The 26014-nt window shown below is 61.9% G+C and carries 27 protein-coding genes; 8 read left to right on the top strand and 19 right to left on the bottom strand.

Annotated features, from left to right (window positions below):
- Nucleotides 1-10: 10 nt before the first annotated feature.
- Nucleotides 11-1402, bottom strand: a complete 1392-nt coding sequence (locus ASC80_RS05370; RefSeq protein ID WP_082512409.1) for an Nramp family divalent metal transporter — start codon at nucleotides 1400-1402, stop codon at nucleotides 11-13.
- A gap of 141 nt (nucleotides 1403-1543) precedes the next feature.
- On the opposite strand from ASC80_RS05370, the gene ASC80_RS05365 reads away from it, so the two are divergent.
- Entirely contained in the window at nucleotides 1544-1945 is a 402-nt protein-coding gene (locus tag ASC80_RS05365) for a RidA family protein (protein ID WP_056293588.1), read from the top strand.
- Nucleotides 1946-1966: 21 nt separating this feature from the next.
- Here the strand turns inward: ASC80_RS05365 and tsaA are convergent, their stop codons facing one another.
- Nucleotides 1967-2479 carry a tRNA (N6-threonylcarbamoyladenosine(37)-N6)-methyltransferase TrmO gene (tsaA, locus tag ASC80_RS05360; protein ID WP_056295646.1) on the bottom strand — a complete coding sequence of 171 codons (513 nt, stop codon included), beginning with the start codon at nucleotides 2477-2479 and terminating at the stop codon, nucleotides 1967-1969.
- Between the two features lie 54 nt (nucleotides 2480-2533).
- Entirely contained in the window at nucleotides 2534-4789 is a 2256-nt protein-coding gene (gene parC, locus ASC80_RS05355; protein ID WP_056293585.1) for a DNA topoisomerase IV subunit A, read from the bottom strand.
- A 253-nt stretch (nucleotides 4790-5042) separates the two neighbouring features.
- On the opposite strand from parC, the gene ASC80_RS05350 reads away from it, so the two are divergent.
- A complete protein-coding gene (locus tag ASC80_RS05350; protein WP_056293581.1) occupies nucleotides 5043-5333 on the top strand; it encodes a hypothetical protein in 291 nt (96 codons plus the stop codon).
- Between the two features lie 74 nt (nucleotides 5334-5407).
- Here ASC80_RS05350 and recO read toward each other — a convergent pair whose 3' ends face one another.
- From recO to rpoZ, 9 genes are all read right to left on the bottom strand, one after another.
- Nucleotides 5408-6157 (bottom strand): DNA repair protein RecO, encoded by a 750-nt coding sequence (gene recO / locus ASC80_RS05345; protein WP_056293580.1) that lies wholly within the window; start codon nucleotides 6155-6157, stop codon nucleotides 5408-5410.
- Nucleotides 6158-6208: 51 nt separating this feature from the next.
- On the bottom strand, nucleotides 6209-6598 hold the full coding sequence (locus tag ASC80_RS05340; protein WP_244487186.1) for a hypothetical protein: 390 nt from the start codon (nucleotides 6596-6598) through the stop codon (nucleotides 6209-6211).
- Nucleotides 6599-6609: 11 nt separating this feature from the next.
- The gene (gene era / locus ASC80_RS05335; protein WP_056293566.1) at nucleotides 6610-7533 is read right to left on the bottom strand and encodes a GTPase Era; all 924 of its coding nucleotides are present in this window, start codon (nucleotides 7531-7533) and stop codon (nucleotides 6610-6612) included.
- Nucleotides 7526-8389 (bottom strand): ribonuclease III, encoded by an 864-nt coding sequence (gene rnc / locus ASC80_RS05330; RefSeq protein ID WP_244487222.1) that lies wholly within the window; start codon nucleotides 8387-8389, stop codon nucleotides 7526-7528. The genes era and rnc overlap by 8 nt, the downstream gene beginning before the upstream one ends.
- A complete protein-coding gene (gene lepB, locus ASC80_RS05325; RefSeq protein WP_056293564.1) occupies nucleotides 8386-9144 on the bottom strand; it encodes a signal peptidase I in 759 nt (252 codons plus the stop codon). The genes rnc and lepB overlap by 4 nt, the downstream gene beginning before the upstream one ends.
- 170 nt (nucleotides 9145-9314) lie before the next feature.
- On the bottom strand, nucleotides 9315-9734 hold the full coding sequence (gene acpS / locus ASC80_RS05320; protein WP_056293560.1) for a holo-ACP synthase: 420 nt from the start codon (nucleotides 9732-9734) through the stop codon (nucleotides 9315-9317).
- Nucleotides 9731-10513 (bottom strand): pyridoxine 5'-phosphate synthase, encoded by a 783-nt coding sequence (locus ASC80_RS05315; protein ID WP_056293554.1) that lies wholly within the window; start codon nucleotides 10511-10513, stop codon nucleotides 9731-9733. The genes acpS and ASC80_RS05315 overlap by 4 nt, the downstream gene beginning before the upstream one ends.
- Before the next feature lie 29 nt (nucleotides 10514-10542).
- The gene (locus ASC80_RS05310) at nucleotides 10543-12819 is read right to left on the bottom strand and encodes a RelA/SpoT family protein (RefSeq protein WP_056293552.1); all 2277 of its coding nucleotides are present in this window, start codon (nucleotides 12817-12819) and stop codon (nucleotides 10543-10545) included.
- A gap of 204 nt (nucleotides 12820-13023) precedes the next feature.
- On the bottom strand, nucleotides 13024-13416 hold the full coding sequence (gene rpoZ, locus ASC80_RS05305; protein WP_056293550.1) for a DNA-directed RNA polymerase subunit omega: 393 nt from the start codon (nucleotides 13414-13416) through the stop codon (nucleotides 13024-13026).
- A gap of 376 nt (nucleotides 13417-13792) precedes the next feature.
- Here rpoZ and ASC80_RS05300 point away from each other — a divergent pair, with 376 nt between their 5' ends.
- The 4 genes from ASC80_RS05300 to ASC80_RS22905 all read left to right on the top strand — a co-directional run bounded on the left by ASC80_RS05300 (nucleotide 13793) and on the right by ASC80_RS22905 (nucleotide 15879).
- Nucleotides 13793-14428, top strand: a complete 636-nt coding sequence (locus ASC80_RS05300) for a LabA-like NYN domain-containing protein (RefSeq protein ID WP_056295642.1) — start codon at nucleotides 13793-13795, stop codon at nucleotides 14426-14428.
- Entirely contained in the window at nucleotides 14406-15122 is a 717-nt protein-coding gene (locus ASC80_RS05295; protein WP_056293548.1) for a uracil-DNA glycosylase, read from the top strand. Before ASC80_RS05300 ends, ASC80_RS05295 begins: the two co-directional genes overlap by 23 nt.
- A 129-nt stretch (nucleotides 15123-15251) precedes the next feature.
- Nucleotides 15252-15485: a DUF3551 domain-containing protein gene (locus ASC80_RS22910; RefSeq protein WP_082512476.1), complete on the top strand. Its 234-nt coding sequence runs from the start codon at nucleotides 15252-15254 to the stop codon at nucleotides 15483-15485.
- 34 nt (nucleotides 15486-15519) lie between these two features.
- Nucleotides 15520-15879 (top strand): hypothetical protein, encoded by a 360-nt coding sequence (locus ASC80_RS22905; RefSeq protein WP_502690930.1) that lies wholly within the window; start codon nucleotides 15520-15522, stop codon nucleotides 15877-15879.
- Here the strand turns inward: ASC80_RS22905 and ASC80_RS05285 are convergent.
- The 5 genes from ASC80_RS05285 to ASC80_RS24525 all read right to left on the bottom strand — a co-directional run bounded on the left by ASC80_RS05285 (nucleotide 15860) and on the right by ASC80_RS24525 (nucleotide 18473).
- Nucleotides 15860-16444 (bottom strand): peroxiredoxin, encoded by a 585-nt coding sequence (locus tag ASC80_RS05285; protein ID WP_056293543.1) that lies wholly within the window; start codon nucleotides 16442-16444, stop codon nucleotides 15860-15862. The genes ASC80_RS22905 and ASC80_RS05285 overlap by 20 nt on opposite strands.
- Nucleotides 16441-16914: an SsrA-binding protein SmpB gene (gene smpB / locus ASC80_RS05280; protein WP_056295639.1), complete on the bottom strand. Its 474-nt coding sequence runs from the start codon at nucleotides 16912-16914 to the stop codon at nucleotides 16441-16443. Before smpB ends, ASC80_RS05285 begins: the two co-directional genes overlap by 4 nt.
- 102 nt (nucleotides 16915-17016) lie before the next feature.
- Nucleotides 17017-17430, bottom strand: coding sequence for a large conductance mechanosensitive channel protein MscL (gene mscL / locus ASC80_RS05275; protein WP_056293541.1), 414 nt, complete (start codon nucleotides 17428-17430; stop codon nucleotides 17017-17019).
- 27 nt (nucleotides 17431-17457) lie between these two features.
- On the bottom strand, nucleotides 17458-18348 hold the full coding sequence (gene dapA, locus ASC80_RS05270; RefSeq protein WP_056293539.1) for a 4-hydroxy-tetrahydrodipicolinate synthase: 891 nt from the start codon (nucleotides 18346-18348) through the stop codon (nucleotides 17458-17460).
- Between the two features lie 2 nt (nucleotides 18349-18350).
- Nucleotides 18351-18473, bottom strand: a complete 123-nt coding sequence (locus ASC80_RS24525) for a hypothetical protein (RefSeq protein ID WP_283805034.1) — start codon at nucleotides 18471-18473, stop codon at nucleotides 18351-18353.
- Nucleotides 18474-18644: 171 nt separating this feature from the next.
- Between ASC80_RS24525 and ASC80_RS05265 the strand changes: the two genes are divergently transcribed.
- Both ASC80_RS05265 and ASC80_RS05260 read left to right on the top strand, forming a co-directional pair.
- Entirely contained in the window at nucleotides 18645-20798 is a 2154-nt protein-coding gene (locus tag ASC80_RS05265; protein WP_056293536.1) for a lytic transglycosylase domain-containing protein, read from the top strand.
- A 165-nt stretch (nucleotides 20799-20963) separates the two neighbouring features.
- Nucleotides 20964-21842 carry an alpha/beta fold hydrolase gene (locus ASC80_RS05260; RefSeq protein WP_056293533.1) on the top strand — a complete coding sequence of 293 codons (879 nt, stop codon included), beginning with the start codon at nucleotides 20964-20966 and terminating at the stop codon, nucleotides 21840-21842.
- Nucleotides 21843-22153: 311 nt separating this feature from the next.
- On the opposite strand, the gene ASC80_RS05255 is transcribed toward ASC80_RS05260, so the two are convergent.
- Nucleotides 22154-23602, bottom strand: a complete 1449-nt coding sequence (locus ASC80_RS05255) for a porin (protein WP_056293530.1) — start codon at nucleotides 23600-23602, stop codon at nucleotides 22154-22156.
- A gap of 520 nt (nucleotides 23603-24122) precedes the next feature.
- Nucleotides 24123-25565 (bottom strand): porin, encoded by a 1443-nt coding sequence (locus ASC80_RS05250; RefSeq protein ID WP_200941168.1) that lies wholly within the window; start codon nucleotides 25563-25565, stop codon nucleotides 24123-24125.
- Nucleotides 25566-26014: the final 449 nt, after the last annotated feature.

Raw genomic sequence — 26014 nt, 5'->3', positions numbered from 1 at the left:
TCCACGATCATCAGCCGGTGATGAAATCCACCACCAGCTTCGCATTCAGCGCAATCACGATCGCTGCCGTCAGTCCGGCGGCGGCGGTGAGCCAGCGCGGCGCAATGAAGGTCCCCATCTTGGCCTTGCTCGCCGTGAACATCACCAACGGCACAATGGCGAACGGCAGTTGCAGGCTCAGGATCACCTGACTGAGGATCAGCAGCTGCGCCGTGCCCCTCTCACCGTACCAGATCGTCACCAGCGCCGCCGGCACAATGGCGATGGCGCGGGTAATCAACCGGCGCAGCCACGGCGCGACCTTGATGTTGATAAAGCCTTCCATCACGATCTGGCCGGACAGCGTCGCGGTCACCGTCGAATTCAGGCCGCAACACAACAGTGCGATACCGAACAGAGTCGGCGCGATGGCCGAACCCAGCATCGGCGACAGCAGCGCGTGCGCCTTGTCGAGTTCGGCGACGTCGGTATTGCCCGACGCGTGGAAGGTCGACGCCGCGAGGATCAGAATCGAGGCATTGATCAGCAGCGCCAGGCACAGCGCGATGGTGGAATCGATGGTGGCGAACTTGATCGCCTCGCGCTTTTCGCCTTCGCTGTGGCCGTAGCCACGGGTCTGCACCAGACCAGAGTGCAGATAGAGGTTATGCGGCATCACCGTCGCGCCGAGAATGCCAAGCGCGAGATAGAGCATGTCGCGATTGGCGACGATTTCGGTGGTGGGCGCGAATCCGCGGATCACCGCGCCCCAATCCGGATCGGCCATCGCGATCTGGGTCGCGAAGCACGCCGCAATGACGCCGAGCAGCGCGACCACGAAAGCTTCGATCCAGCGGAAGCCGAGCACCTGCAATGCGAGAATGAGAAAAACATCGAGCGCGGTGATCAGCACGCCGATCTCGAGCGGAATCCCGAACAGCAGATTGAGGCCGATGGCGGTGCCGATGATTTCGGCAAGGTCGGTGGCGCTGATGGCGATTTCGGCCAGCAGCCACAGCGGCCACGACACCCACTTCGGATAGGCATCACGGCAGGCCTGCGCCAGATCGCGCCCGGAGCCGACGCCGAGCCGCGCGCATAGCGCCTGCAGGATGATCGCCATGATGTTGGAGATCAGCGCAACGGCGAGCAGTGCGTAGCCAAACTTCGAGCCGCCGGCCAGCGAGGTCGCCCAGTTGCCGGGGTCCATATAGCCGACCGCGACCAGGTAGCCGGGGCCGAGGAATGCCGCCAGTTTGCGCCAGAACGACCCGGTCCGGGCGACGCGGATCGACCCGAACATGTCGGCTAGCGACGGTTCGCCCCGTGCCGAACGCCAGCCGCCCGGGAGGGCCTCTGCGGTCGGTTGCGCAACGGTTGAGTGGTTCCGGCGGGGCGGAATTCCGGTCGGGGAGAAATCCATGCGCTCAATATGCCAGCTGCCGCCTCTTGTTGCAAGTGATTTGCAACAGCGGATATCAGCCGCGCTACCCCGCCGGGGGCCGCCCGTTGAAAGACCGGCTTCGTCCTGTACGTTCAACCGGCGAACCAAAGGAATCCGACAATGGGAAAACTGGAACACCCGCATCCAGCCGGGCTTCTGCAGAATCCGGCTTACTCGCACGTCGTCGTGGCGTCGGGAGCGCGCACGATCTACACGGCGGGCCAGGTTGCGATTGATGAGCACGGCGCGCTGGTCGGCGACGGCGACCTCGCCGCACAGACGACCCAGGTGATGCACAACGTCGGACGGGCACTCGCCGCGGCCGGTGCGAGCTTCAACGATGTGGTCAAGATCACGACCTACGTGGTGAACTATCAGCCCGAACACCGGATGATCGTCGGGAAAGCGCGAGCACCTTTCTTCGCGAACATGACACCGCCAGCGAGCACTCTCGTCGGCGTGGCCGCCCTTGCGATGCCGGGATGGCTCGTCGAGATCGAGGCTATCGCGGTGACCGGCTGACAACGAGCGACGACCGCAGCCTCACACGGATGAACTTCCCCCGCCCTCCGTTTCGAAATCTCCGGATTGCGGAGGCGCGACCGGAGTGAACTGGCAACGGTCGGGCTTGAGGTCGATCAGCGGCGTGCCATCGAGGCAATCGAGGCCGCGCACCAGCACGGTGTTGCCTTCGACCCCGATGAATTTGGCAACCGACGTCCCGATCGGATTGGGCCGCACCGGCGAGCGCAGCGAAAAGGTTCCGTGCAGATTCGTGTCGCTGGCCGGGCTTTGCAGCACGAGGTCGCGCCGCGACTCATGCAGCCAGTACAGCACCTCGACTTGCGTGAATCGCTCGATGCCCTTCAGCGCCGGCACCCATGGATCGAAAATCTCGATCCGGCACACCGGCCCGTCGTGCCGGCCCTGCCGTGGCGTTTTCATCCGATCGCTCCATGGCGTGTGGATGCGTCCGATGAACACCAGTCCGGCGTCGGTCGCCGGCGGTGGCGTCACCGCCACTTCGCCCTCGCGGATTTCGTTGTAACGAACCATGTCACGCATTCCTTCAAGCAGACGCGCACAGCGTACTGTGAGGAACGCGGACCGTCACCCGATCTTCTTGCCGAACTTGTTCGACGTCGGGAAGCCACGCGGCGGCAAGCGGCCGGCATCGGCACGGTTGCCGCGCCACTCGGTCAATTCTTTCCAACTTGCGCTGAACTCGCGTCCCGCCGAATCCCGCCAGGTCAGGCCGTCCTTGGCGACAAAGGTGATCACGTCCGACAGGCCGCCGTTCTTGTAGCGTTGCAGCCGCACGCCGCGGCCCCGCGCCATTTCCGGCACCTGATCGAGCGGGAATACCAGCATCTTGCGGTTTTCGCCGATCACGGCAACGGTGTCGCCGGCAACCTCGGTCAAGGCCGCCGCTTCATTCGGCGAGGTGACATTCAGCACCTGCTTGCCCTTGCGGGTATTGGCGACGCAATCATCCTCGTTGACGACAAACCCCTGCCCGTCATGGCTCGCCACAAGGAACTTGCGGCCTCCGGTATTGACGAACAGCGACACGATGTTGGCGTCGCCCTCCATGTCGATGAACATGCGGATCGGATCGCCATGGCCGCGTCCGCCCGGCAGCTTCTGCGCATCGAGCGTATAGAAACGCCCGTTGGTGGCGAACAGCATCAGCTTCGAAGTGCTTTCGGCGAAGAACGCGTAGCCGAGACTGTCGTCGGTCTTGAACGACAGGTTTGACAGATCCTCGACGTGGCCTTTCAGCGTGCGGACCCAGCCCTTGTCGGACACCACGACCGTGATCGGCTCACGCTCGACCAGCGCTTCCTCGATGGCGGCGAGATCGTGCTCCGGCGCGTCTGCAAACTGGGTGCGGCGCTTGCCGAGCGGCGTCTTCGGCCCGAAGGTATCGCGCACCTTCCTGATGCCCTCGCCGACCTTCTTCCACTGCTCGTCCTCGGAAGCGATCACCGCCTTGAGGCTTTTCAGCTCGGCGCGCAGATTCTTGTCCTCGCCGCGGATTTCCATTTCCTCGAGCTTGCGCAAGCTGCGCAGGCGCATGTTGAGGATCGCGTCGGCCTGCACGTCGGTGAGCTTGAAGGTCCTGATCAACACCGGCTTCGGCTCATCCTCGGTGCGGATGATCTTGATGACCTTATCGAGGTTCAGATAGGCGATCAGATAGCCGCCCAGCACTTCGAGACGGTTCTCGATCTGGACCTTGCGGTAATTGGCGCGGCGCAGCAGCACGTCGCGCAGATGATCGAGCCATTCGCGCAAACATTCCGCAAGGCCAAGCACCTTGGGGATGCGGCCCTTCACCAGCACGTTGAGATTGAGCGAGATACGGCTTTCAAGCTCAGTCTGCTTGAACAGCGTCTCCATCAGCACTTCTGGATCGACGTTGCGCGACTTCGGCTCGATGACGATGCGCACGTCTTCCGCCGACTCGTCGCGAATGTCACCGACCAGCAGCAGCTTCTTCTCGTTGAGCAGTTCGGCGATGCGTTCGATCAGGCGCGATTTCTGCACCAGCCACGGAATTTCGGTGACGACGATATTCCAGGTGCCGCGCGCGCCCTCTTCCTGATGCCACTTGGCGCGAACGCGAAACGCGCCGCGGCCGGTGGTGTAAGACTCGGCGATCGCATCCTGGGAGTCGACGACGATGCCGCCGGTCGGAAAATCCGGACCCTTGACGTAGCGCAGCAGGCCGCGCGTCTTCGTCGCCGGTTTGTCGATCAAATGCAGCGCGGCGTCGCACAGCTCAGCGGCATTGTGCGGCGGGATCGCGGTAGCCATGCCGACCGCGATGCCCTGCGCGCCGTTGGCCAGAAGATTCGGAAACGCGCCCGGAAGAACCACCGGCTCTTTCGTCTGGCCGTCGTAGTTGGCGCGGAATTCGACCGCGTCCTCGTCGATGCCTTCGAGCAGCAGCCGCGCGACCTCGGTCATGCGCGCTTCGGTGTAGCGGTAAGCGGCCGGGTTATCTCCGTCGATGTTGCCGAAATTGCCCTGCCCGTCGATCAGCGGATACCGCGAAGCGAAATCCTGCGCGAGGCGCACCAGCGCGTCGTAGATCGACTGGTCGCCATGGGGATGGAACGAGCCCATCACGTCGCCGACGATCTTGGCGGACTTCTTGAACGGAGTACCCGGGTCGAGCCGCAGCAACCGCATCCCGTACAGGATACGGCGATGGACCGGCTTCAGGCCGTCGCGCGCATCCGGCAACGCCCGGTGCATGATGGTCGAGAGCGCATAAGCGAGATAGCGCTCCTCGAGCGCCTCGCGCAGCGCGACCTCTTGGATGTCCATCGGCTGCGGGGGAATCAGTCTTTTGCCCATGGGGAGGGGTTAACTCCTGTCCGGTCGATGAACAAGGCAGGAATCGGCGCCTTTCCGGGCGTGCAATGGGCAGGAAGAGCAGAAAAGCGGGCCTTGGTAGCGCCGCCGCCATGACTTGTCCGCAATCCTCCCGATAGTCGGAACTGTTGCCGGTTGGCCGTTGGAATTCGGCTAAAACGCGGTATTTTATGATGAAGCATCGGCCGGCACCCCGCCGGAGGGCTTCTTTGAGTGGGCCAGGAGGAAACATATAATGCGTCGTTTGATTTTCGCGGCGGTCGCCGCCGTGGCGCTGATCGGCGCCGGGTCGCTCATCGGCAGCCGTGCCGAGGCGATGACATTGCCGGGCGCTGTCACCGCTCCCGCGCAGACCGAGCAGGTTCGCCTGGTCTGCAGCCGGGTCTGGAACGGTTTTGCCTGGGTCCGCAGCTGCTACCGCACCGGTCCGCGTTATTACGCGCCCGGCCCGTATTATGCTCCGCGTCCTTACTATGCACCGCGTCCTTACTACTACGGACGCCGCGGCCACTATCGCCGCTGGTGACCTGCGCGCAGCCAATCATAAATCGCAAAAGGGACCGGATTTTCCGGTCCCTTTTTTAATCCGCAACCGGCGCGTCATGTCATGATCGCTTTTGCGCGCGGCCGGGTCACCGCCGCGATGAAACCGTCCCGCGCATCGGAATGGCCCTGCCCGCGCGGCTCCAGCACGTTGCGCAGCAGAAACAGCCCGGTCAGCCGGAAGCCGTCATGCAGATCGTCGAGCGTCCAGCCGTTGCCCCCCCCGCCGTCCTCGCGCAGAAACGGCGGCAGCCGCAGCAGCTTGTCCCGCCATGGTTCACCGGCCGTGCGCGACACTGCGTTGCCGGATTTCGGCGACACGTAGATCAAATCACCGGTCGCGCCGGTCGACGCGCAGGCCGAAAGATCGAGTCCGAAACCGAGCTCGGTGAGCATCGCCAGTTCGAACCTGACGAGCTGCACCGCCGCCTCGCCTGAATCGTCGAAGTGGTTGAGGATACCCTCGAGCAATTCATAGATGTCCTCATGCGGGTCGCGCTCCGGCAAAAGCCGCGCCAGCGAGGCCAGATGCGTGATGCCATAGGCCGCATGGGGGGATGCAAACATGGTCGCGGCCCGCAGCCGGGTGCCCTCGAGCAGATAATATCCGAGATGCTCGTCGAGCCGCGCGCGCCATGCTGCGCTCACCGAATTGCCGGGCTGCAACAGCGGCCGCATCCGCGAACCCGCGCCACCCCGCACCAGGCCCAAGTGACGGCCGTGCGAGCGCGTCAGCAACTCGACGATCGCGCTGGTTTCGCCATGCCGCCGCACGCCCAGGACGATGCCTTCGTCGGTCCATTCCATGGATCAGAACTTACAGGATTCCACGGGTGTTCGCAGCAGACACTGCGGCAGCTAGGTGCGGCGGGCCGGATCGAACCAGCCCACCGCATCGCCGGTAAAGGAAAAATACAGCCCAGCCGCAGTCAGCACCGTCGACAGGGTATCGACAGCAGTTCCGAACCCCAGCCCGTCCTCACCGAACATCTGGATCAGCGTCACCACCGAAAACCCGAACAAGACGCACAATATCCAGCGCGCCCAGTTCCGCCGCTGCCGTGCAGCCAGCCAGATCAGAAACGCGAACAACACAATAAACGCCGCAGTCACCAACTTGGCGGCGCCCATCATATCGCTGTCAATGGCAGCAAAAGTATCGTCGCGAAACGGGACCGACAGGGTATCGAGCAGCAGCGACGCATACAGCAGCGCCTCAAAACGCAGGATGTTTCCTGGAACGGTCATGTCAGCGCCATTCATTCCTTGGGGAACTCCAGCCCCATTTCGCGATAGCGCTCGGGGTCGTCGCCCCAGCCTTCACGCACCTTCACGAACAAAAACAGGTGAACCGGGTGGCCAACGATCTCGGCGATCTCCTTGCGCGAGTCCGCGCCGATCGCCTTGATCGTGGCGCCACCCTTGCCGAGCACGATTTTACGCTGGCTGTCGCGCTCGACGAAAATCGTCTGCTCGATGCGAACCGACTGGTCCTTGCGCTCGGTCCAGCTGTCGGTCTCGACCGTCGACTGATACGGCAACTCCTGATGGAGATGGCGATAGATCTTCTCGCGCGTGATCTCGGCCGCGAGATGACGCAGCGGCGCATCCGACATCTGGTCTTCGGGATAGTGGAACGGTCCTTCCGGCATCGCCTGCGCCAGAGCAAAGCGCAAATCATTGACGCCGTCGCCGGATAACGCAGACACCATGAAGGTGTTCTCGAATTCAAGCCGCTCGTTGGCGCCTGCCGCCAGCGCCAGCAATTGTTCACGCGGCACCAGATCGATCTTGTTCAGCACCAAGAACTTCGGATGTTTGACGGTGGCGAGCCTGGTGAAAATGGCGTCCGCCTCCTCGTCGATGCCCTGACGCGCGTCGATCAGCACGCACACGAGATCGGCGTCATGCGCCCCGCTCCACGCGGTCGAGACCATCGCGCGGTCAAGCCTGCGCTTGGGCGAGAAGATGCCGGGCGTATCGACCAGCACGATCTGCGCATTGTCCTCGATCACGATACCGCGGATCAGCGCGCGCGTCGTCTGCACCTTGCGCGACACGATGGTGACCTTCGAGCCGACCAGCGCGTTGACGAGAGTGGACTTGCCGACATTCGGTGCGCCGATCAGCGCGACAAATCCGCAACGGGTCGGTGCGGCATCCTTCGGAGAATCTTCAACCATCTTTGCCGCCAGATACGCCTTCGCGAGCGAGCAGCGCCGATGCCGCCAGCTTTTCCGCCGCGCGCTTGCTGCCGCCGACACCCTCGGCCGGGGTCAGGCCGGGCAGTTCGACGGCGACGCGGAATTGTGGATCGTGATGCGGGCCGGTGCGCTCGACCTCGCGATAGACCGGCGTCGGCAATCCCTTGCCCTGCGCCCACTCCTGCAACACCGTCTTGGGATCGCGCAGCGGCCTGATCGGCTTATGCATCCGCTCGGTCCAGTTACGTTCGACGAATTGCGCCGCGGCCGCATAGCCACCATCGAGAAACACCGCGCCGATCACCGCTTCGCAAATGTCGCCGAGCACCGAATTCCTCAAGCGCGCACCGGCGCCAGCACCGACGGTGCCGAGCTTGATGCCTTCGTTGAAGCCGAGCGACTTTGCGACATCGGCACAAGCTTCCTTGCGCACCAGATTGGCGAGGCGCTTGGAAAGTTCGCCCTCGTCCGCTTTCGGAAACGCGCGATACAGCATGTCGGACACGATCAGGCCGAGCACGTGATCGCCGAGAAATTCGAGACGCTGATAGCTGTCGGCGCGGTTGCGCGACGATTTCAGCGCCGACACATGGGTGAATGCGGTCGCCAGCAACGATGGATCGGCGAATGTATGACCGATCCGTTGCTCAATCGCCTTGCCGATGGCCTTCGCGCTCGGCCGGCGAACGGCCTTTTTGGCTTTCGGTTCTGCGGACACAACAGAACCTTCCGCAACGGCTGCTGACTCCGCCAGAGTCCGAACATCGGGCTCCGTTGGAGTCACATCAAGGGATTTGACCACCGGAGGTTTCGTGATTGTCGTCTCGCTGCTCATCGCACGAACGAAAAGATTCTGTTCCATCGCACCGATACAGGCCAGCGCCAGATTTGCCAGGCCTGCTCGCCTTCCGCGATGGAGAAGAAGATCATCTGGGCGCGGCCGATCAGGTTCTCGAACGGCACATAGCCCACCGCTGACAGCACGCGGCTGTCGGTCGAGTTGTCCCGATTGTCGCCCATCATAAAGAAGTGGCCCGCCGGTACGGTGTAGACGTTGGTGTTGTCGTAGAAGCCGTTGTCGACGCAATCGAGCGATTTGTAGGTGACACCGTTGGGCAGTGTTTCCTTCCACTGCTTCACGCGCGCCGTTGCGTCCGAGCCGCACGGATCCTCGCCGACGAAATCAGGCAGACGCTCGCGCTTCACAGGCACGTTGTTGATATAGAGCAGCCCCTCTTTCACCTGGATGCGGTCACCCGGCAGGCCGATCACGCGCTTGATGTAGTCGGTGGTGTCGTCCTTCGGCAGGCGGAACACGACGACATCGCCACGTTCCGGCTCCGAGCCGAAAATGCGACCGGAGAAAATCCGCGGCGACAGCGGGATCGAATAATGACTGTAGCCGTAAGAATACTTCGAGACGAACAGGTAGTCGCCGACCAGCAGCGTCGCCTTCATCGATCCCGACGGAATGTTGAACGGCTGAAACAGAAAGGTCCGGATCACGAGGGCGATGATGAGAGCGTGAATGACGACCCGAATGGTTTCGCCGACGCCGCCTTCGGATTTGGTTCCGGATGTCACACTCATGCTCTTCTGATTCCTGTGGGAGCATCTGGAGAGATGCCAAATCACCCGCGCGGGTTTTAGACGGTTGTCGCAAGCCACGCAATCGATCGGTTGCCAGCTGCCTGCCAATTGCCTGATAAATAAGAACAATTTCGTTTATTGGTGAAAACGTCCGCCCTGACGGGCCCGGATCAGGCTTTGACAAGCGGAACCGCTGAAATGATGACAAAAGCCTGCGCCAACGGCCAATCGTCGGTGATTGTCAGGTCAATCCGGGCCTCAAAATCGGGCGGAATGAGCGATTCCAGCCGGATCAGCGCACCGCCCGTGAGTTGCATGGTCGGCCGCCCGCCCGGCAGGTTGACCACCCCCATGTCCCGCCACCACACCCCGCGCCGAATCCCGGTGCCCAGAGCCTTGGAACAGGCCTCTTTGGCCGCGAATCGCTTTGCGTAGGTTGCCGTGACCATTTTCTGGTTCTTGGCCCGCCGCTCGGCCTTGGCCCGCTCGGCCTCCGTGAAAATACGGTCCAGAAACCGCTCGCCGTGGCGTTCGATGACTTTCTCGATCCGGCGGATGTCGATCAGGTCCGAGCCGACGCCGACGATCATGCGCGGGGCCCGATCTTTTTACGACCGCGGTCCATCGCCGCTCGCATGTCGCGCACCGCCTGCGAAAGGCCGGTAAAGATCGCCTCACCGATCAGGAAATGTCCGATATTGAGTTCGACGATCTGCGGCAGCGCGGCGATGGTTTCAGCCGTCACATAATCGAGGCCATGCCCGGCATGTACCTCAAGACCGAGCGACGCCGCCTGCGCCGCGCCTGTCACGATCCGCTGCCACTCGGCTTCGGCCTTCCGGGTCTGGCCTTCGGCCAGCGCGTCGCACCACGCGCCGACATGGATTTCGATCACGGGTGCCTTCAGCTCCGCCGCCATCGCGATCTGCTTCGGATCGGCGGCGATGAACAGCGACACACGGATGCCGGCATCGTTGAGTTGGGTGATGAACGGCGCCAGCGCGTTGTGCTGGCCGACGACATCGAGCCCGCCTTCGGTGGTGACCTCGGTGCGGCGCTCGGGCACGAGACATACTGCATGAGGCTTGGTCGCCAGCGCGATGCCGATCATCTCGGCGGTCGCCGCCATCTCGAAATTCAGCGGCTTCGCGATCTCGGGCTTTGACAGTTCGCTCTTCAGCCGGGTCATGTCGTCGTCGCGGATGTGGCGGCGATCTTCACGCAGATGCGCCGTGATGCCGTCAGCCCCGGCCTTGATCGCCAGCAGCGCCGCGCGCACCGGATCGGGCGGGAAACCGCCGCGTGCGTTTCGCACGGTCGCGACGTGATCGACATTGACGCCAAGGCGCAGCGGAGGAGCGTGATGCATGAGACAGCCCGATAAACCCAGAACCAGAATCAGCCGTTGACGCGTTCGACGCTGGCGACGACGGACTTCGCGCGCAGTTGCGCGATGATAGCGTTGAGATGCTTGAGGTCATACACCTCGAGGTCGATGGTCAGTTCGGTGAAATCCGGCGAGCGCCGGCTCATGCCGATGTTGTCGATGTTGCCGTCGTGCTCGGCGATCACGCCCGCGACCTGAGCAAGACTTCCGGGCTCGTTGACGTTCTGGACATGCAGGCGCGCCGGAAACCGCCGTGGTGACGCCTCATCGGTATCCCACCGCACGTCGAGCCAGCGTTCCGGCTCCTCTTCAAAATCTTTCAGCGCCGGCGCCTGGATCGGATAGATCGTGATGCCCTCGCCCGGCGTGACGATGCCGACGATCCGGTCGCCCGGCACAGCACCGCCGTTGGGGGCGAACTTGACCGGCAAATCGGTGTTGATGCCGCGAATGGGAATCGCCGTCGACGCAGGCTTCGTCGTGCTCGCAGGCTTCTTCGTCGTGCCTTTCTTGACGCCGAGGCGCGCCTCTTCCTTGTAATCCGGGTACATCGCGCGGGCGACATCGGACGCCTTCATCTCGCCGCGTCCGACCGCTGCCATCACGTCGTCGATCGACGCGCGCGCGAGCCGCGGCAGCGCGCCTTTCAGCTTGTCGTCGGCGTAGGCAATCTTGGCGCGCATGAACAAACGCTCGACGATGCGCCTGCCAAGACCGGCATACTGATCGCGTACGGCGGTGCGGGTGGCGCGGCGGATCGCGGCGCGCGCCTTGCCGGTGACGGCCAGTTGCTCCCACGCCGACGGCGGCGACGTTTGCGCCTGCGAGGTCAGGACCTCGACCTCGTCGCCATTCTCCAGTTCGGAAGACAGCGGCGCGAATTTGCCGTTGATCTTGCAGCCGACCGCACTGTTGCCGACGTCGGTATGCACCGCATAAGCGAAGTCGATCACATTGGCGCGGCGCGGCAGCGCGATCAGCTTGCCCTTCGGCGTGAAGCAGAACACCTGGTCGTGGAACAGCTCCATCTTGGTGTGTTCGAGGAATTCCTCAGGGTTTGCGCTCTCGGAAAGCACCTCGACCGTGTGCCGCAGCCACGCGAACGCATTCGACTCGCGTTGCAACAATTCAGTCGGCGACCCGATGCCGTCCTTGTAGAAGGCGTGCGCGGCGATGCCGTATTCGTTGACGCGATGCATTTCCTCGGTGCGAATCTGCAGTTCGACGCGCTGGTTGCCCGGACCGATCACCGTCGTGTGGATCGAACGGTAATCGTTCTGCTTCGGCGTCGAGATGTAATCCTTGAAACGCCCCGGCACCACCGGCCAGGTGGTGTGGACGATGCCGACAGTGCGATAAGCTTCGGCGACGCTATTGACGACGATGCGGAAGCCGAAAATATCCGACAGCTGTTCGAAGCCGATGGATTTACGCTCCATCTTCATCCAGATCGAGAACGGCTGCTTGCGGCGCCCGATCACCAGCGCCGACACTCCGTTCTTTTTCAGGTTGGCGGTGAGTTGCGCTTCAATCTCACCGATCAGGTTGCGGCTGCGGTCGGTCAGCGCATCGAGCCGCTGCGTGACGACGGCGTGCGCATCCGGATCGAGCACAAGGAACGCGAGGTCTTCGAGTTCCTCGCGCATTTCCTGCATACCCATGCGTCCGGCGAGCGGCGCATAAATATCGAGGGTTTCCTCAGCGATGCGATGACGCGAAGCTTCGGGCACGAATTCGAGCGTACGCATGTTGTGGAGACGGTCGGCGAGCTTGACCAGCAGCACTCGCACATCATCGGCGATCGCGAGCAGCAGCTTGCGCAGATTTTCCGCCTGTTTGGCCTCGCGCGAGACAAGCTCGAGCCGCTTCAGCTTGGTCAGTCCCTCCACCAGCGCGCCGATCTCGGGGCCGAAGATCTGGTCGATCTCGGTCCTGGTCGATTCGGTGTCCTCGATGGTGTCGTGCAACAGCGCGGCGACGATGGTCGCATCGTCCAGCTTGAGGTCGGTCAGGATCGCAGCCACTTCCAGCGGGTGCGAGAAGTAAGGATCGCCGGATGCCCTCTTCTGCTCGCCATGGGCGACCATGGCGTAGACGTAAGCGCGGTTCAGCAAATCCTCGTCCGTGGCAGGATTATAGGCGCGCACCCGCTCGACCAGATCGTACTGGCGCATCATCTTGGCACGAGGCGCCTTTGCAGGCCGCGCTGGTACAGAATCGGCTGGCGCCGCCGCGACCGCATCGGCCGTGGCCCACACTTGCCGTATGATGCGGCGCAAAATCGCCATTCTGGGCAGCCTCGGAGGGTCGGATTCCGGAAAAATACCGGTGGATACAATATCGCTGGGTTAAGGGCCGACCGCAAGGAAGCAGGAAAAAATCTCAATGAATGCAAGGGCCGCAGAATTGCCTGCGCGCCGATACGAAAAAGGCCCGGACCTCGCGGTCCGGGCCTTTAATGGGATGGATGGCCCAGGAGCCGTCCCGATGCCTTACTCGTCTTCCTCAGGCTGTTCTTCCGGGGGAGCCAGGCCTTCGAGGCCCTTCAGAAGCTCTTCCTCGGTCATGCGCTCGACCGCGACTTCGGTATCGTCGGCATCGACGCTGGCGCCGGCCGATCCGATCAGCGGAATGGTATCCGGTTCCGGCTCGTCCACTTCGACGAACTTCTGCAAGGAATGAACTAGCTCTTCACGCAAATCCTCTGGGGAAATGGTCTGATCAGCGATTTCGCGTAGCGAAACTACCGGATTCTTGTCATTATCACGGTCGATCGTGATCTGGGAACCCGATGAAATCATGCGCGCCCGGTGGGCGGCCAGCAGAACCAGGTCAAAACGATTATCGACCTTATCAATGCAGTCTTCGACAGTGACGCGCGCCATGAAATGTCGCTCCGTGAGTTAACCCGAATATGTCCCGATATGCGCGGTTGGTATAGCGATTAAGCACAAACCGCAACAGGCAATTTTTCGCACTGCCGAAACCGGCAGCCGACTTCCAATGAAAAACAAGGTTCTTGCCGCCATTCACAAGACCGGGCAAACAGCAGTCAACGTCGGGGCAAATCGTCCCATGGACAAGAAATCGCTTCATTGCTTCATCAATGTGGCGGTCCGGGGACGAATACCGCCCGCTCCGCGTCGTTCCTCTCCCAGAAGGGCAAAGGACGCGCGCACACCAGAAGACTTAGATGATGGGAATGCGTGGTGATTTTTCACCGCGCCAAAAATGTTTCAACAACAGCGTGAGAACAAACTGATGCCTGCTGCCGCCTCAAACAAGATTGCCCTATTCATTGACGGAGCAAATCTTTACGCGACTGCCAAGACGCTGGGTTTTGACATCGACTACAAACGTCTGCTGACGGAATTCCAATCCCGTGGAACTCTGGTTCGGGCATTCTACTACACGGCGATCATCGAGGATCAGGAGTATTCATCGATCCGTCCGTTGATCGACTGGCTCGATTACAATGGCTATACCGTCGTCACCAAGGCGACCAAGGAGTTCATCGACGCCAGCGGCCGCCGCAAGGTCAAGGGCAATATGGACATCGAACTCGCAGTCGATGCCATGGAACTGGCCGAGCACATCGACCAGATGGTGCTGTTTTCCGGAGACGGCGACTTTCGTTCGCTGGTCGAAGCGGTGCAGCGGCGCGGTGTACGCGTGACGGTGATCTCGACCATTTCGAGCCAGCCGCCCATGATCGCTGACGAATTGCGCCGTCAGGCGGATGTCTTTACCGATCTGGTGCAGCTACAATCCAAACTCGGCCGCGATCCGGGCGAACGCTCGGCTCCGCGCGAACCGCGCCAGCACACGCCGCAATTCCTGCAGCGGGCGACGAGCACGATTGCACCACGGGGCGATGACGAAGAGTTTGACGATTGAGGACAGGACGAAACGAAGCCGGCGCTCAGGCGCCGGCCCGGTTCAATCCAATCCCGTTCAATCAGGCATCGAGCCCGGACGAGACTGCCCGCTCTGCCCGCGGCTCGCAGATTACCGTCAGGCCAACCGCGATGCCCATCCCGGCTGGTTCAACGCGCCGGTGCCGTCGTTCGGCCCGGAGAATGCGCGACTGCTGATCGTCGGCCTCGCTCCCGGCATGCAGGGCGCCAACCGCACCGGACGGCCATTCACTGGCGATTATGCCGGCGACCTCCTCTACGCGACCTTGAGCGAATTCGGATTCGCGCAAGGTCACTACGATGCCCGGCCTGACGATGGCATGACGTTGACCGACTGCCGCATCAGCAACGCGGTGCGCTGCGTGCCGCCGCAGAACAAGCCCCTGCCTACCGAAATCCACACCTGCCGATCGTTTCTAAAAGCGACGTTCGACGAGATGCCGGATCTGCGTGCGATCGTGCTGCTGGGGCGAATCTCCCACGACTCAACCGTGAAGGCGCTGGGCCTGCGCGCGGCGGACGTTCCGTTCGGCCACGGCGCCGAATTCCAGGCCGGCCGGCTGCGCCTGTTCGATAGCTACCACTGCTCGCGCTACAACACGAACACACGGCGTTTGACACCCGAGATGTTCCGGTCGGTGTTCGCCAGCGTGCGGAGTCACCTGTCAGCCTGACGGATGTCTCAGTGGAACGAAGGGTCCGGATTTCCGTTGAATTTCGACACGTTGCCATTGCAGGACCGGCGCGAGTACGCCAATTCATTTTCAACTCCGCCCGCGTCCTCCGGTTACAGGAACGACGCCATGAAACTCATGCTCGCAGCCCTCGCAATCGTCGCCGGGTTTACCGTCATCGAAACCACCCCGGCCAGTGCCCGCGATTATCCCTATTGTCTGGTCTCGCGCGGCACCGGCAGCCCGGGCGATTGCCAGTATCGCTCCTACAGGGAATGCATGGCGACCGCCTCCGGGCGCGTCGCCTCCTGCCATATCAACCCGCGCGTTGCATTCGGTCGTCAGTATCGCGGGTATCGTTGAGGAGCGCTTGCGCAACATTTGGTGACGGGGCGCCATGGCGCGCAAGCTGATCGCATTCGACGACGAAACCTGGCACGCGCTCGTGCAACTCGGGCGTGATCGTATGGGTGACATCGGGCGTGATCGTATGGGTGACATACAGGATTTGGCCGACGAAGCTTTCGCGGACCTTCTCGCCAAACATGGCGTTCCAAAAAATCTGAAAGAAGCGCTCCGCAGGAGCGCAGTACCCGCAACCGGGACAAGCACTCGCAAAAAAAGAGTGTCAAAAATGCGCGAGCCAAAAAACGCGCTCGCCCTTCCGGGGCTCGTAACAAACGCGCAGACAATATCTGACGGGCACGGCCGCCAATTCCACGCCCGTCAATCTGACGTCAGCGCGGATTATCCTTGAGCCATGCGAGCACGTCCGCGGCGTTCCGGTCCGGCGGAAACACCGGATAGAACACATGGGTGATTATCGCGTCATCGATCACCAACGCCATGCGCTTGAGCAGCGTCAGGCCGGCAGCTTCCATGGTTGGCAGGTTCATGGCGCGAGCCAGTTTCAATTCACTGTCGGACAACACCGGAAACGGCACGTGGAGCCGTTCGGTCATCTCGCGCTGGTACTCTGTATCCTGCGTCGACAGGCCGAACACCCTCGTCGCGCCGGCGGCCTTCAACTCACCAGCCAGATCGCGGAACGAACAGGTCTGCGGCGTGCAGCCGCGCGCGCCCGGGATCATGTCCCAATCGTCGACGAGACTGATCTTGCCCGGCTCCCCGGTGCGCGGATAGGCGAACACAACGATACGTCCCGGCACATCGGCGAGCGTGATCGACGATCCGTCGGTGGCGAGCAATGCCACCGGCGCAACCCGCGCGCCTTTCAGGTGATCGGCCGCGCCATCATCGGGTGGCGCCGGAATCTTGCTCCAGTCCACGTCGTGCAAATTCGGCTGATTGGCTGATGTCATCCTCTCGCCCGCAACAAGCGGCCCTTCTCTCGCGCCCAGTCGCGCTTCTTCTCGGTTTCGCGCTTGTCATGCATCTTCTTGCCCTTCGCCAGCGCAAGCTGAAGTTTGAGACGGCCCTGCTCGTTGAAATACATCTTCAACGGAATCAGGGTCATTCCCTCGCGCTCGATGGCGCCGATCAGCTTGTTGATCTGCTTGCGATGAAGCAGCAGTTTGCGCGGGCGCTTCGGCTCATGATTGAAGCGGTTAGCCTGCAGATATTCGGGGATGTTGGCGTTGACGAGCCAGATCTCGCCGCCCTTTGAATCCGCATAGGACTCCGCAATCGTCGATTTGCCGTTGCGGGCGGATTTCACCTCGGTGCCGGTCAGCATCACGCCGGCCTCAACGGTATCCTCGATGGCATAGTTGAACCGGGCCTTGCGGTTCTCGGCCACGACCTTGATCGGACGCTCTTTTTTTTCGGCCATAACAGAAAAGCCCTTCGCGCGGCCTTTGCCGGCCGTGCGCAAGATACAGTTGATTTTTCAAGAGTGCGGCTGCCCGGGCAGCCGCACCAGTTGAATGTCGAGTTATTTCGCCTTCAGCAGATCGCGAATCTCGACAAGGAGTTCCTGATCCTTGGTCAGCTTCGGCGCCTCTTCGACGGCAGGCTTCTCCCGCTTCAGCTTGCTCATCAGGCGGATCACCATGAACAGCACAAAAGCGACAATGATGAAGTTGAGCGTCAGCGTCAGGAAGTTGCCCCAGGCCAGCACCGCGCCCTGCTTCTTCGCGTCGGCAAGGTTGGTCGCTGTCACGGATGCCGACAGACCAGTGAAGTAATTCGAAAAATCGAGGCCGCCGGTGATCGCGCCGATGATCGGCATGATGATATCAGCTACCATCGAACTGACGATTGCGCCGAATGCTGCGCCGATGATAACGGCGACAGCGAGGTCGACCACGTTGCCTTTCATGGCAAAATCACGGAATTCCTTCAGCACAGGCAGCCTCCCATTTGCGATTACGATCTAGTTGATGAGACCCGCGTGGACCATGGCGCTGCGCACAGCTTCCTTGGTCGGTTCAGATACCGGCACCATCGGCAAACGCATCTTGTCGGACATTTTGCCGAGCAACGACAATGCGTACTTCACCGGCGCCGGGTTCGGCTCCATGAAAAGATTGACGTGGAGAGGCATCAGCTTGTCGTGGACCTTGAGCGCCGCCGCATAGTCGCCGCGCATCACCGCAGTATGGAATTCCGCACACAGCCGCGGCGCGACATTCGATGTCACCGAAATGCAGCCGTGGCCGCCGTGAGCCATGTAGCCGAGCACCGTGGCATCCTCGCCCGACAGCTGGTTGAAGTCCTCACCCATCGCCGCGCGTTGCTGCGATACGCGGACCATGTTCGCGGTCGCGTCCTTCACGCCCGCGATATTCTTCAACTCATATAGCCGCGCCATCGTGTCGACGGACATGTCGACGATCGAGCGACCCGGGATGTTATAGATGATGATCGGAATCCCGATCGTATCGTTGATCGCCTTGAAGTGCTGATACAGCCCTTCCTGGTTCGGCTTGTTGTAGTACGGTGTCACCACGAGGACGGCATCCGCACCCGCCTTCTCGGCGTGCTGTGCGAGTTCGATCGCCTCCTTGGTAGAGTTCGAACCGGCGCCGGCGATGACCGGAACCCGGCCCTTCGCCTCGTCGATGCACCATTCAACGACGCGCTTGTGTTCGTCATGGCTCACGGTCGGGCTTTCGCCGGTCGTGCCGACGGGAACCAGGCCATGCGTGCCCTCCTCGATCTGCCAGCTTACCAGACCGCGGAACGCAGTTTCATCGACCGAGCCGTTTTTGAAGGGGGTGACCAAGGCGGTATAGGATCCCCGAAAATTCGTCTTGGCTGCCATGGTCATTCTCCGAAAACTTCATTCTTGCCGGCCCATTCATTGCCGGCTGTTGGCGACTTGATAACGAGTTCCACGCCACGATGAAAGACCGGCAAGACCGTCGGCGCACGCATCATGATGGACATGCGGAAGCCGCGATTTCGCCGCGGTGTCGCGGCATTATGACCAGTCTAACACATTTAGCGTTTTGTCCACACAATCAATGAAATACACCTGAAACAGCAGCCTTTCATGATTCGCCGCCGGGGAACGCCGTGACGCCATTTGCCCGACAGTGTCTGCCTCGCCCGATCACAATGCTTGCAGCCGTCAGCATTATGCTGGCTGCGCCGCTGGTCGCATGGGCCGTGCCCATGCCGAAACCGCGGCCGGTCCCGCGAAGCGTCGTACCGCAAACGCCGCCGCCGATCGCCAAGCTTCCCGCGCCCCAGTCCCTGGCCAAGGGGACATCGCCGGTCTCGCCGGCTGTACCGGCGACGCCCGTGGTGCCGCCGCGCGTCGCCGTGCCGAAAAAGCCATCCGCTCCGCTGGCGGTCGCGCCGACATCCTCGACATCGCGCGCCGACATGACGGCGCTGAAACAGATCATCGAACTGGCGCGCGCCGGCAAGGCTCAGAGCGCGACCCAGCTGCAGACATCCATCAGCGATCCGGTCGCGCGCAAATTGTCCGAATGGATCATTCTGCGTAGTCCCGACAATGGCGCATCGTCTGACCGCTATCTCGCCTTCATGGCCGCCAACCCGAGTTGGCCGAGCCAATCCTTCCTTCGTCGCCGTGGGGAATCCGCGCTGTGGGACGACAAGCGCGACGATGCCACGGTTCTTGCTTTCTTCGGCAACGAACAGCCGGAGATTGCTAAAGGCAAATTCATGCTGGCCCGCGTCCTGCTCGCCCGCGGCGACCGGCGCGGCGCGGAACGGCTGGTCAGCGATGCATGGCGCAACGATTCATTCCCTGAGACCACCGAGGAAACCGCGCGCGAGATGTTCGGCGCACTCATCGATCGTGGCGACGACCGCGCCCGCATGGACATGCTGCTCTACGACAATGAATACACAGCTGCGTTGCGCGCCGCGAAACGGCTTGGCGCGGGCTACGTTGCGCTGGTCAAGGCACGCATCGCGGTCGACAAGCGAGCCTCCAATGCACACGCTTTGCTCGATGCCGTACCGTCGCAACTGCACGGCGACGCCATCTACATCCTGAGCAGGATCCAGTATCTGCGGCGCAAGGATGAAATCGCCGAAGCCGGCCGGCTGATGCTTCATGCACCGCGTGAACCGGCGCGGATCATCAACACCAACGAATGGTGGATCGAGCGCCGGGTTCTCGCCCGCGAATTGCTCGACAAGGGCGACAACAAGATGGCCTATCTGGTGGCACGCGATGCCGCCGTGCCGGAGCGCGCAGTCTACAAGACGCAGCATCAGTTCACCGCCGGCTGGATCGCCCTGCGCTTCCTGCACGATCCTGCCACCGCCGCGCAGCATTTCGCCCGCATCGGTGTGAACACCGCTAACCCGACAGCCCTCGCCCGCGCCGGCTATTGGCAGGGCCGCGCAGCGGAAGCTGCCGGCCGCTCACAGGAAGCGCGCGGCGCCTATCAGGCGGCGGCCGCACACGCGACGAGCTATTACGGCCAGTTGGCCCGCGCCAAACTGGGCCTGCCGCAGATCGGCATCAACGGGCCACCGGGCCGCTCGCATGGCGGTGAACGCCTCGAAATCGTGCGCGCGCTCGCGTTGCTCTACGCACTGGACGAGGAGGACGCTGCCGTTCCGATCCTCGCGGACATGGGCGACAAGGCCGATCAGGACGCGCTTCTCGCATTGTGCGAAGTGGCCGAGCGCAATCACGACGCCCGGGGTTTGCTGCTGATCGGCAAGGCTGCTCTCAATCGCGGATTGCCGTTCGACCACTACGCCTACCCGGTGACGGGAATTCCGCCATACAAGGACATCGGACCGAAGGTCGAGAAAGCCATCGTGTTCGCCATCGCGCGTCAGGAAAGTGGGTTCAACCCGAGCGTCGTGTCCCCGGCGAAAGCTTACGGCCTGATGCAGGTCACACCCGACGCGGCAAAGTACGTCACCAAAAAATACGGAGCGGCCTTCGATCTCAGCCGGCTGAAGAACGACTCGTCCTATAACGCGACGCTCGGTGCCGCCGAACTCGGCGGCCTGATCGACGACTATCGCGGCTCCTACATCATGACCTTCGCCGGCTATAACGCCGGCCGTGGCAGCGTGCGGAAATGGATTGCGCGTTACGGTGATCCGCGCGATCCGAATGTCGATGCGATCGACTGGGTCGAACGGATTCCGTTCTCCGAGACCCGCAACTATGTCCAGCGCATCATGGAAAACCTGCAGGTTTACCGGTCGCGCTTCGGTGGCGGCTCCCGGTTGCTGATCGAGGCCGATTTGCGTCGCGGCGCGGCGGAATAGACCGCGCCCAATCGGACCCACCGGTCATGCGGGCTTGACCTGCCATCCATCTTGAAGAGTCTTACGATAGGCTCGATTGCCGAGGCATAGGCGAGCTTCGACCGGTTATGTCCGGCAATGACGACGGACGTTCGGTACGAGAATCCAACAGAGGGTACAGCATTCATGTCCAGCCAGCAGTTTCGCGATCTCTTTTGCAAATCGGCAGACGGTCTCAAGCTGCATGGGCGCGTGATCGGCCCTGAAACGGGCCCGGCCCTGCCGGTGTTGTGCCTTCCGGGCCTGACCCGCACCACCGACGATTTCGAAGAGATTGCGCAGGCGCTGGCGGAGGATCCGAAAATGCCGCGGCGCGTGGTGGCGATCGATTACCGCGGGCGCGGCCTGTCCGACTACGATCCAGACCCGGCAAAATACGCGGTGCCTGTGGAAATGGGCGACGTGCTGGCGATAGCCGCCGCGGCGGGCATCGATCGCGCGATCCTGCTCGGCACCTCACGTGGCGGCATCATCTCGATGGCGTTGGCCGCCGCACAGCCGGAGCTTCTGGCCGGTGTTATTCTCAATGACATCGGTCCTGTACTTGAGATGGACGGCCTGATGAAGATCAAGGGCTATATCACCGACCCGCCCGCGCGAAAGACATGGAATGAAGCCGCCAGCGGACTCAAGGATCTCTTCAGCCCGGTGTTTCCATCGCTCACCGACGCACAATGGATGGCATGGGCGCGCCGCGCCTTCCGCGAAACCGGCGATGGCCTGGTCCGCACCTACGATCCCCGGCTGGCCGACGGCTTTGCCGCGATCACGCCAGAAACACCGTTGCCGGCGATCTGGGAGTTGTTCGACAAGCTCGCCGGTCTGCCGCTGATGCTGATCCATGGCGGCCTGTCCGATCTGCTGTCGCCACAGGGCGTCCGCGACATGCAGGCCCGGCGACCGGATATCGACCTCGTCGAGGTGGCGGACGAAGGACATGCGCCCCTGCTCGCCGATGCTCCGACCATCGGCCGAATTAGGGCTTTCTGCGCCCGCTGCGATTGAGGCTTCCCCCGCCACGAATACCGCGTGGCGTGACGGCGCTTCTCATCCAAGGCGGCTCGATATTCAGAGTTCGGGATGAGAGCCGGCTATTGGCGGAACGCGTGGTATCGGCCCCCGTTCAGCGACGCATCATGACGACTGCGGCGTCGCTCCGGGGCAATGCTCGTGCAACGTTATGAGCTGTACCACGCCTGGGACACTCGTCGCCCCGATTCCTCGTTTTCGCGAGCGCGATTCGCACAACAAAAAACCCCCGGCATTTCTGCCGGGGGTTTCTGGTCTAGATGGGTATCGCCGTGAGGCGAGACCGATCAGAAGTTCCGCTGAATGCGGAAGTTGACCGAGGTGGTGTGCACGTCGCCGAAGTTGGCGACCGGCAGAACCTTGGTACCGACGGTGTAAGCACCAGCGGTCGTTCCGGTGAAGCCGGTGTCGAGCATGACGTGCTGGACTTCAGCCGACAGAGCGAGGTTCTTGACCGGGGTCCAGACGGTGCGGAAACCGACCTGAGCGATGTTGAAGTCCGGATCACAACCATAGGTCGCGCCGAGACCAGCAACGGTCGCACCGTAGGCTGCACAGTACAGGGCCGCAGCGTCGCCGTTATAGCGAACCTGCGAGTAGCTGCCGAACACGCTCGACTGCCAGTAGGGGTTCCAGTTGTGCGCGTACGCACCGCGGATACCCCAAGCCTGGGTCTTCTGCACGTCGCCATTGCCAATACCGCCGATGCCGCCGAACACGGCGTCAGAGGTCAGGCCGAAACCAACGGTATTGCCGTTGATCATGCCAAACGACGGCGAAGCACCCGAGGTCGCGATGACGTACTTGGTGGCGCCATCAGCATACGACGCATCCAAGCGCAGGTAGTCGCCCGGGCCCGTCGGCAGGTTGCGCAGTTCGATGGCACCCATCACTGCGAAGCCCCACTCGCTTTCCGGATGGCCAAACACTTCAGTCGCACCATAGTAGCCGGTGCGGATCTGGTGAGCGGCACCCGACACCTGGAGGAGACCCCAGGCCTGATCGAGCTTCAAGTTACCAACGAAGTCAGGAGCGTCCTGGCCGCCGTAACCGTTGACGGTGTTCAGGCCGGTGTTGGTGATACCACCAGCGGCGAGGTTAGCCACAGTCGTGCGGTCGAAGGCAATACCTTCGTCAACACCGAGGCTGGCCGAGAAGCCGTTGCCGAAGTCGAAGGTGTAGTGGATGTTGTTCACGCCGGTGACGGAGTCTTCGCCGCCGAGCAGGAACGAGGTGTTGTTGCCCGGATACCCATGCCATGGCGTCGCGTAGACCGAAGCCGACTTACCGAAGGTGAAGCCAGCGAACTGCACGAAGGCGTTTTCGAGGGCGAACGAACCGCCGCCGGGAACGTCAGTGCCGGTCGACCACTGCCAGTCACCCTGACCGAAGGTGCGGACAACGCCGTACTCGGTCGCGGTGCGGGTGTCGATCGTGACAGCCATACGAGAACGCATGTTGAGCTGGTTCACGTCGCGGGTGTTGGCACCATTCTGGAAGCTCCAGAACGGAGCGTCGTAAACGCCGCCATGATAGTTGGCGTCGAAACGCAGGTAGCCGCCCAGCTTGATGCAGGTGTCAGTGCCGGGGATGTAGTAGAAACCGGCGCCGTACAGGGAACAAACCTTCACGTATTCGACCGCTTTGGCCTTCAACGGAAGATCAGCTGCCTGTGCCCCGGCGATCGCGACGAGACCCGCCGCCGAACCCAGGATAAGGCTCTTAATCTTGCTCATAAAACCTCCAAGTTGCTCTGTGTAGGGAAGGTTTCCGGCCCGCTGGTGCAAATGACACCTGAGGTATGGTTCCCTGATCCCCGTGGACCGCCTGGTCGCTTCGCGCTTTCGGACACTCCCGCACAAACGCGAGCGACTTAAGCGAAACCCCCAAACGGGACGACCTCGGGATGCCCCCCTCCGTCGCAAGGCCACAATTACCCAAGGACCCTAAAGGCGCAACAAAGGACCGTGACAGAAGCGTGCAGTTCCTGCCGTTTTCAAATATGTGTTGCACAAATAACACTCAGACGGCGTCATCAAAAGCTCGCAACCTACTGAATTTAATTACTTTTCAACTCGGTTCCACTTTGTGGCGTAAACACGCCCAAAATCTGATGCCCGTCGCTCTGCGTTGAATCGGGCCCGGAATGCCCCGAATCACGCCCCGGCTTGCTGACGCACAATACTGGCGAGTCCGGGCGAAAACAGACCGAAAGTCCCGGCGATTTCTCACCGGAACTTTCGGCTTGGCGAATGGTCAGAAGTTCCGCTGAATACGGAAATTGACCGATGTCGTGCCTTGATCCCCGAAGGAATAGACCGCAGTCGGCTTCACGCCGCCCGGCGACATGACGGCCGCCCCATCGAAGCTCTGATCGAGGAACGCGTACATGACTTCAGCGCTCAGCGTCAGGTTCTTGACCGGAGTCCAGCCGGTGCGCAGACCGACCTGGTAGATGTTGAAGTCCGGATCGCAGCCATAGGCTCCGGCAACGCGGGCGCGATAACCGGCGCAGTACATCGTGCTCGCGGTTTCATTGTAGTTCACCGACGAGTAGCTGCCGAAGAGATCAGTCTGCCAATAGCGATTCCAGTTGTGGGTATAGGCGCCGCGCAGGCCCCACGCCCGGGTCTTCTCAATGTTCGAGCCGACACCGTAGAGGCCATCAGAAGTGAAGCCGAAGCCGACGCCCTGATAAGCCACGCCACTCCCCGAATCGAACATCGCGAAGCTTGGAGACGTGCCGCTGGTCGCAATCACATAGCGCGTGGCGCCATCGGCATAGGTGGCATCCAGCCGCAACCGGTCGCCAGGCCCCGTCGGCAGGTTACGAAGTTCCAACGCACCCTGAACCGCGAAACCCCATTCATTATCGGGGTGGCCTGTGAGTTCGTTCGCGCCGTAGTACGCAGCATTGAGCTGATGGGCCGCGCCCGACAGCTGGACCAGACCCCAAGCCTGATCGAGCCTGATTCTGCCGACGAAGTCGGGAACATCTTGTCCGCCATATCCGTTGCCAACGGTGCCGAGAACCGCTGGCGTCGGAGAACCGAACGCACCCAGATTACCCAGAACCGTACGATCGTAGGCGATCGGCTCGTCGACACCGAGGCTGGCCGACAGGCCGTTGCCGAAGTCGAAGGTATACTGAACGTTGTTGACGCCGGTGCTCGTGTCGTTGCCGCCGATCAGATACGACGTGTTGTTGCCCGGTCCGCCGTTCCATGGCGTCGAATAGGCTGATGCGGATTTGCCGAAGGTGAAGCCCGCGAACTGCACGAACGCATGCTCGAGAGCAAACGCGCCGCCGCCGGGTACATCGCCGGTCGACCACTGCCAATCGCCCTGGCCAAAGGTGCGGACCACGCCGTATTCGGTCGCGGTACGGGTGTCGATCGTGACCGCCATGCGCGAACGCCAGTTGAATCCGTTGGCGTCCCGGCCACCCGCGCCGCCTGCGCCGTTCCAGTACGGATTGTGGTGGGTGCCGCCGTGAATCGTCAGATCGGAGCGCAGATAGCCGCCAAGCTTGATGCAGGTGTCCGTGCCGGGAACGTAGAAAAATCCAGAGCCGTAAAGGGAACAGACCTTTACGTATTCAACTGCCTTGGCCTTGAGGGGAAGATCCGCCGCGCCAGCCCCCGACATCGCGATCAGGCCCGCCGCCGACCCGAGGATGAAGCTTTTCGTCATAGTCACAATAGTCATAACACCTCCAGTGAGTTCACTTGGGTCCCCGGCTTTGCAGATGCAGATCGCATCGTGCCCCTTGCCGGTCTGCGTTGACCCTTTTCTGCCAACTGCCGTCTCGCGCCGGGTTGCGCTGAATTGCGCGCCGGACGGTCCGTCAGGGGACGGCATGGAATTCCACGCCCTCAAGACGCGACCTACATCAGAGCCGGCCGAGTTCGATGACACCTGGATGAAAAGCAAAGAGACATTTCAAACGTCACTTTCATGCCACGCGACGACGTGCCGCAGCGCAGCAAGTGACGGTATTTAAATGACTATTTGGATTCCCGATTGCGGGAGTTTCCGTCGCTGACGACGTGTCGCGCAGCAGACGTGCCGTGACCTTACCGCTCGCCGGTTCTCGTTAATTCGCCGCAATGTGTGCGGCCCGTGCCGGGAAAAAATTCGACAACGAC

It is taken from the genome of Afipia sp. Root123D2 (genome assembly GCF_001425835.1).
Taxonomy (GTDB): Bacteria; Pseudomonadota; Alphaproteobacteria; order Rhizobiales; family Xanthobacteraceae; genus Afipia.
Note: the sequence above shows the minus strand (reverse complement) of the source record. Positions and strands in the feature narration are given on the sequence as shown.

Bases quoted from the DNA above. Each gene is read 5' to 3' on its own strand.
- ASC80_RS05370 (WP_082512409.1), bottom strand. From the start codon at position 1,402: ATGGATTTCTCCCCGACCGGAATTCCGCCCCGCCGGAACCACTCAACC.
- ASC80_RS05365 (WP_056293588.1), top strand. From the start codon at position 1,544: ATGGGAAAACTGGAACACCCGCATCCAGCCGGGCTTCTGCAGAATCCG.
- tsaA (WP_056295646.1), bottom strand. From the start codon at position 2,479: ATGGTTCGTTACAACGAAATCCGCGAGGGCGAAGTGGCGGTGACGCCA.
- parC (WP_056293585.1), bottom strand. From the start codon at position 4,789: ATGGGCAAAAGACTGATTCCCCCGCAGCCGATGGACATCCAAGAGGTC.
- ASC80_RS05350 (WP_056293581.1), top strand. From the start codon at position 5,043: ATGCGTCGTTTGATTTTCGCGGCGGTCGCCGCCGTGGCGCTGATCGGC.
- recO (WP_056293580.1), bottom strand. From the start codon at position 6,157: ATGGAATGGACCGACGAAGGCATCGTCCTGGGCGTGCGGCGGCATGGC.
- ASC80_RS05340 (WP_244487186.1), bottom strand. From the start codon at position 6,598: ATGACCGTTCCAGGAAACATCCTGCGTTTTGAGGCGCTGCTGTATGCG.
- era (WP_056293566.1), bottom strand. From the start codon at position 7,533: ATGGTTGAAGATTCTCCGAAGGATGCCGCACCGACCCGTTGCGGATTT.
- rnc (WP_244487222.1), bottom strand. From the start codon at position 8,389: ATGAGCAGCGAGACGACAATCACGAAACCTCCGGTGGTCAAATCCCTT.
- lepB (WP_056293564.1), bottom strand. From the start codon at position 9,144: ATGAGTGTGACATCCGGAACCAAATCCGAAGGCGGCGTCGGCGAAACC.
- acpS (WP_056293560.1), bottom strand. From the start codon at position 9,734: ATGATCGTCGGCGTCGGCTCGGACCTGATCGACATCCGCCGGATCGAG.
- ASC80_RS05315 (WP_056293554.1), bottom strand. From the start codon at position 10,513: ATGCATCACGCTCCTCCGCTGCGCCTTGGCGTCAATGTCGATCACGTC.
- ASC80_RS05310 (WP_056293552.1), bottom strand. From the start codon at position 12,819: ATGGCGATTTTGCGCCGCATCATACGGCAAGTGTGGGCCACGGCCGAT.
- rpoZ (WP_056293550.1), bottom strand. From the start codon at position 13,416: ATGGCGCGCGTCACTGTCGAAGACTGCATTGATAAGGTCGATAATCGT.
- ASC80_RS05300 (WP_056295642.1), top strand. From the start codon at position 13,793: ATGCCTGCTGCCGCCTCAAACAAGATTGCCCTATTCATTGACGGAGCA.
- ASC80_RS05295 (WP_056293548.1), top strand. From the start codon at position 14,406: ATGACGAAGAGTTTGACGATTGAGGACAGGACGAAACGAAGCCGGCGC.
- ASC80_RS22910 (WP_082512476.1), top strand. From the start codon at position 15,252: ATGAAACTCATGCTCGCAGCCCTCGCAATCGTCGCCGGGTTTACCGTC.
- ASC80_RS22905 (WP_502690930.1), top strand. From the start codon at position 15,520: ATGGCGCGCAAGCTGATCGCATTCGACGACGAAACCTGGCACGCGCTC.
- ASC80_RS05285 (WP_056293543.1), bottom strand. From the start codon at position 16,444: ATGACATCAGCCAATCAGCCGAATTTGCACGACGTGGACTGGAGCAAG.
- smpB (WP_056295639.1), bottom strand. From the start codon at position 16,914: ATGGCCGAAAAAAAAGAGCGTCCGATCAAGGTCGTGGCCGAGAACCGC.
- dapA (WP_056293539.1), bottom strand. From the start codon at position 18,348: ATGGCAGCCAAGACGAATTTTCGGGGATCCTATACCGCCTTGGTCACC.
- ASC80_RS24525 (WP_283805034.1), bottom strand. From the start codon at position 18,473: ATGTCCATCATGATGCGTGCGCCGACGGTCTTGCCGGTCTTTCATCGT.
- ASC80_RS05265 (WP_056293536.1), top strand. From the start codon at position 18,645: ATGCTTGCAGCCGTCAGCATTATGCTGGCTGCGCCGCTGGTCGCATGG.
- ASC80_RS05260 (WP_056293533.1), top strand. From the start codon at position 20,964: ATGTCCAGCCAGCAGTTTCGCGATCTCTTTTGCAAATCGGCAGACGGT.
- ASC80_RS05255 (WP_056293530.1), bottom strand. From the start codon at position 23,602: ATGAGCAAGATTAAGAGCCTTATCCTGGGTTCGGCGGCGGGTCTCGTC.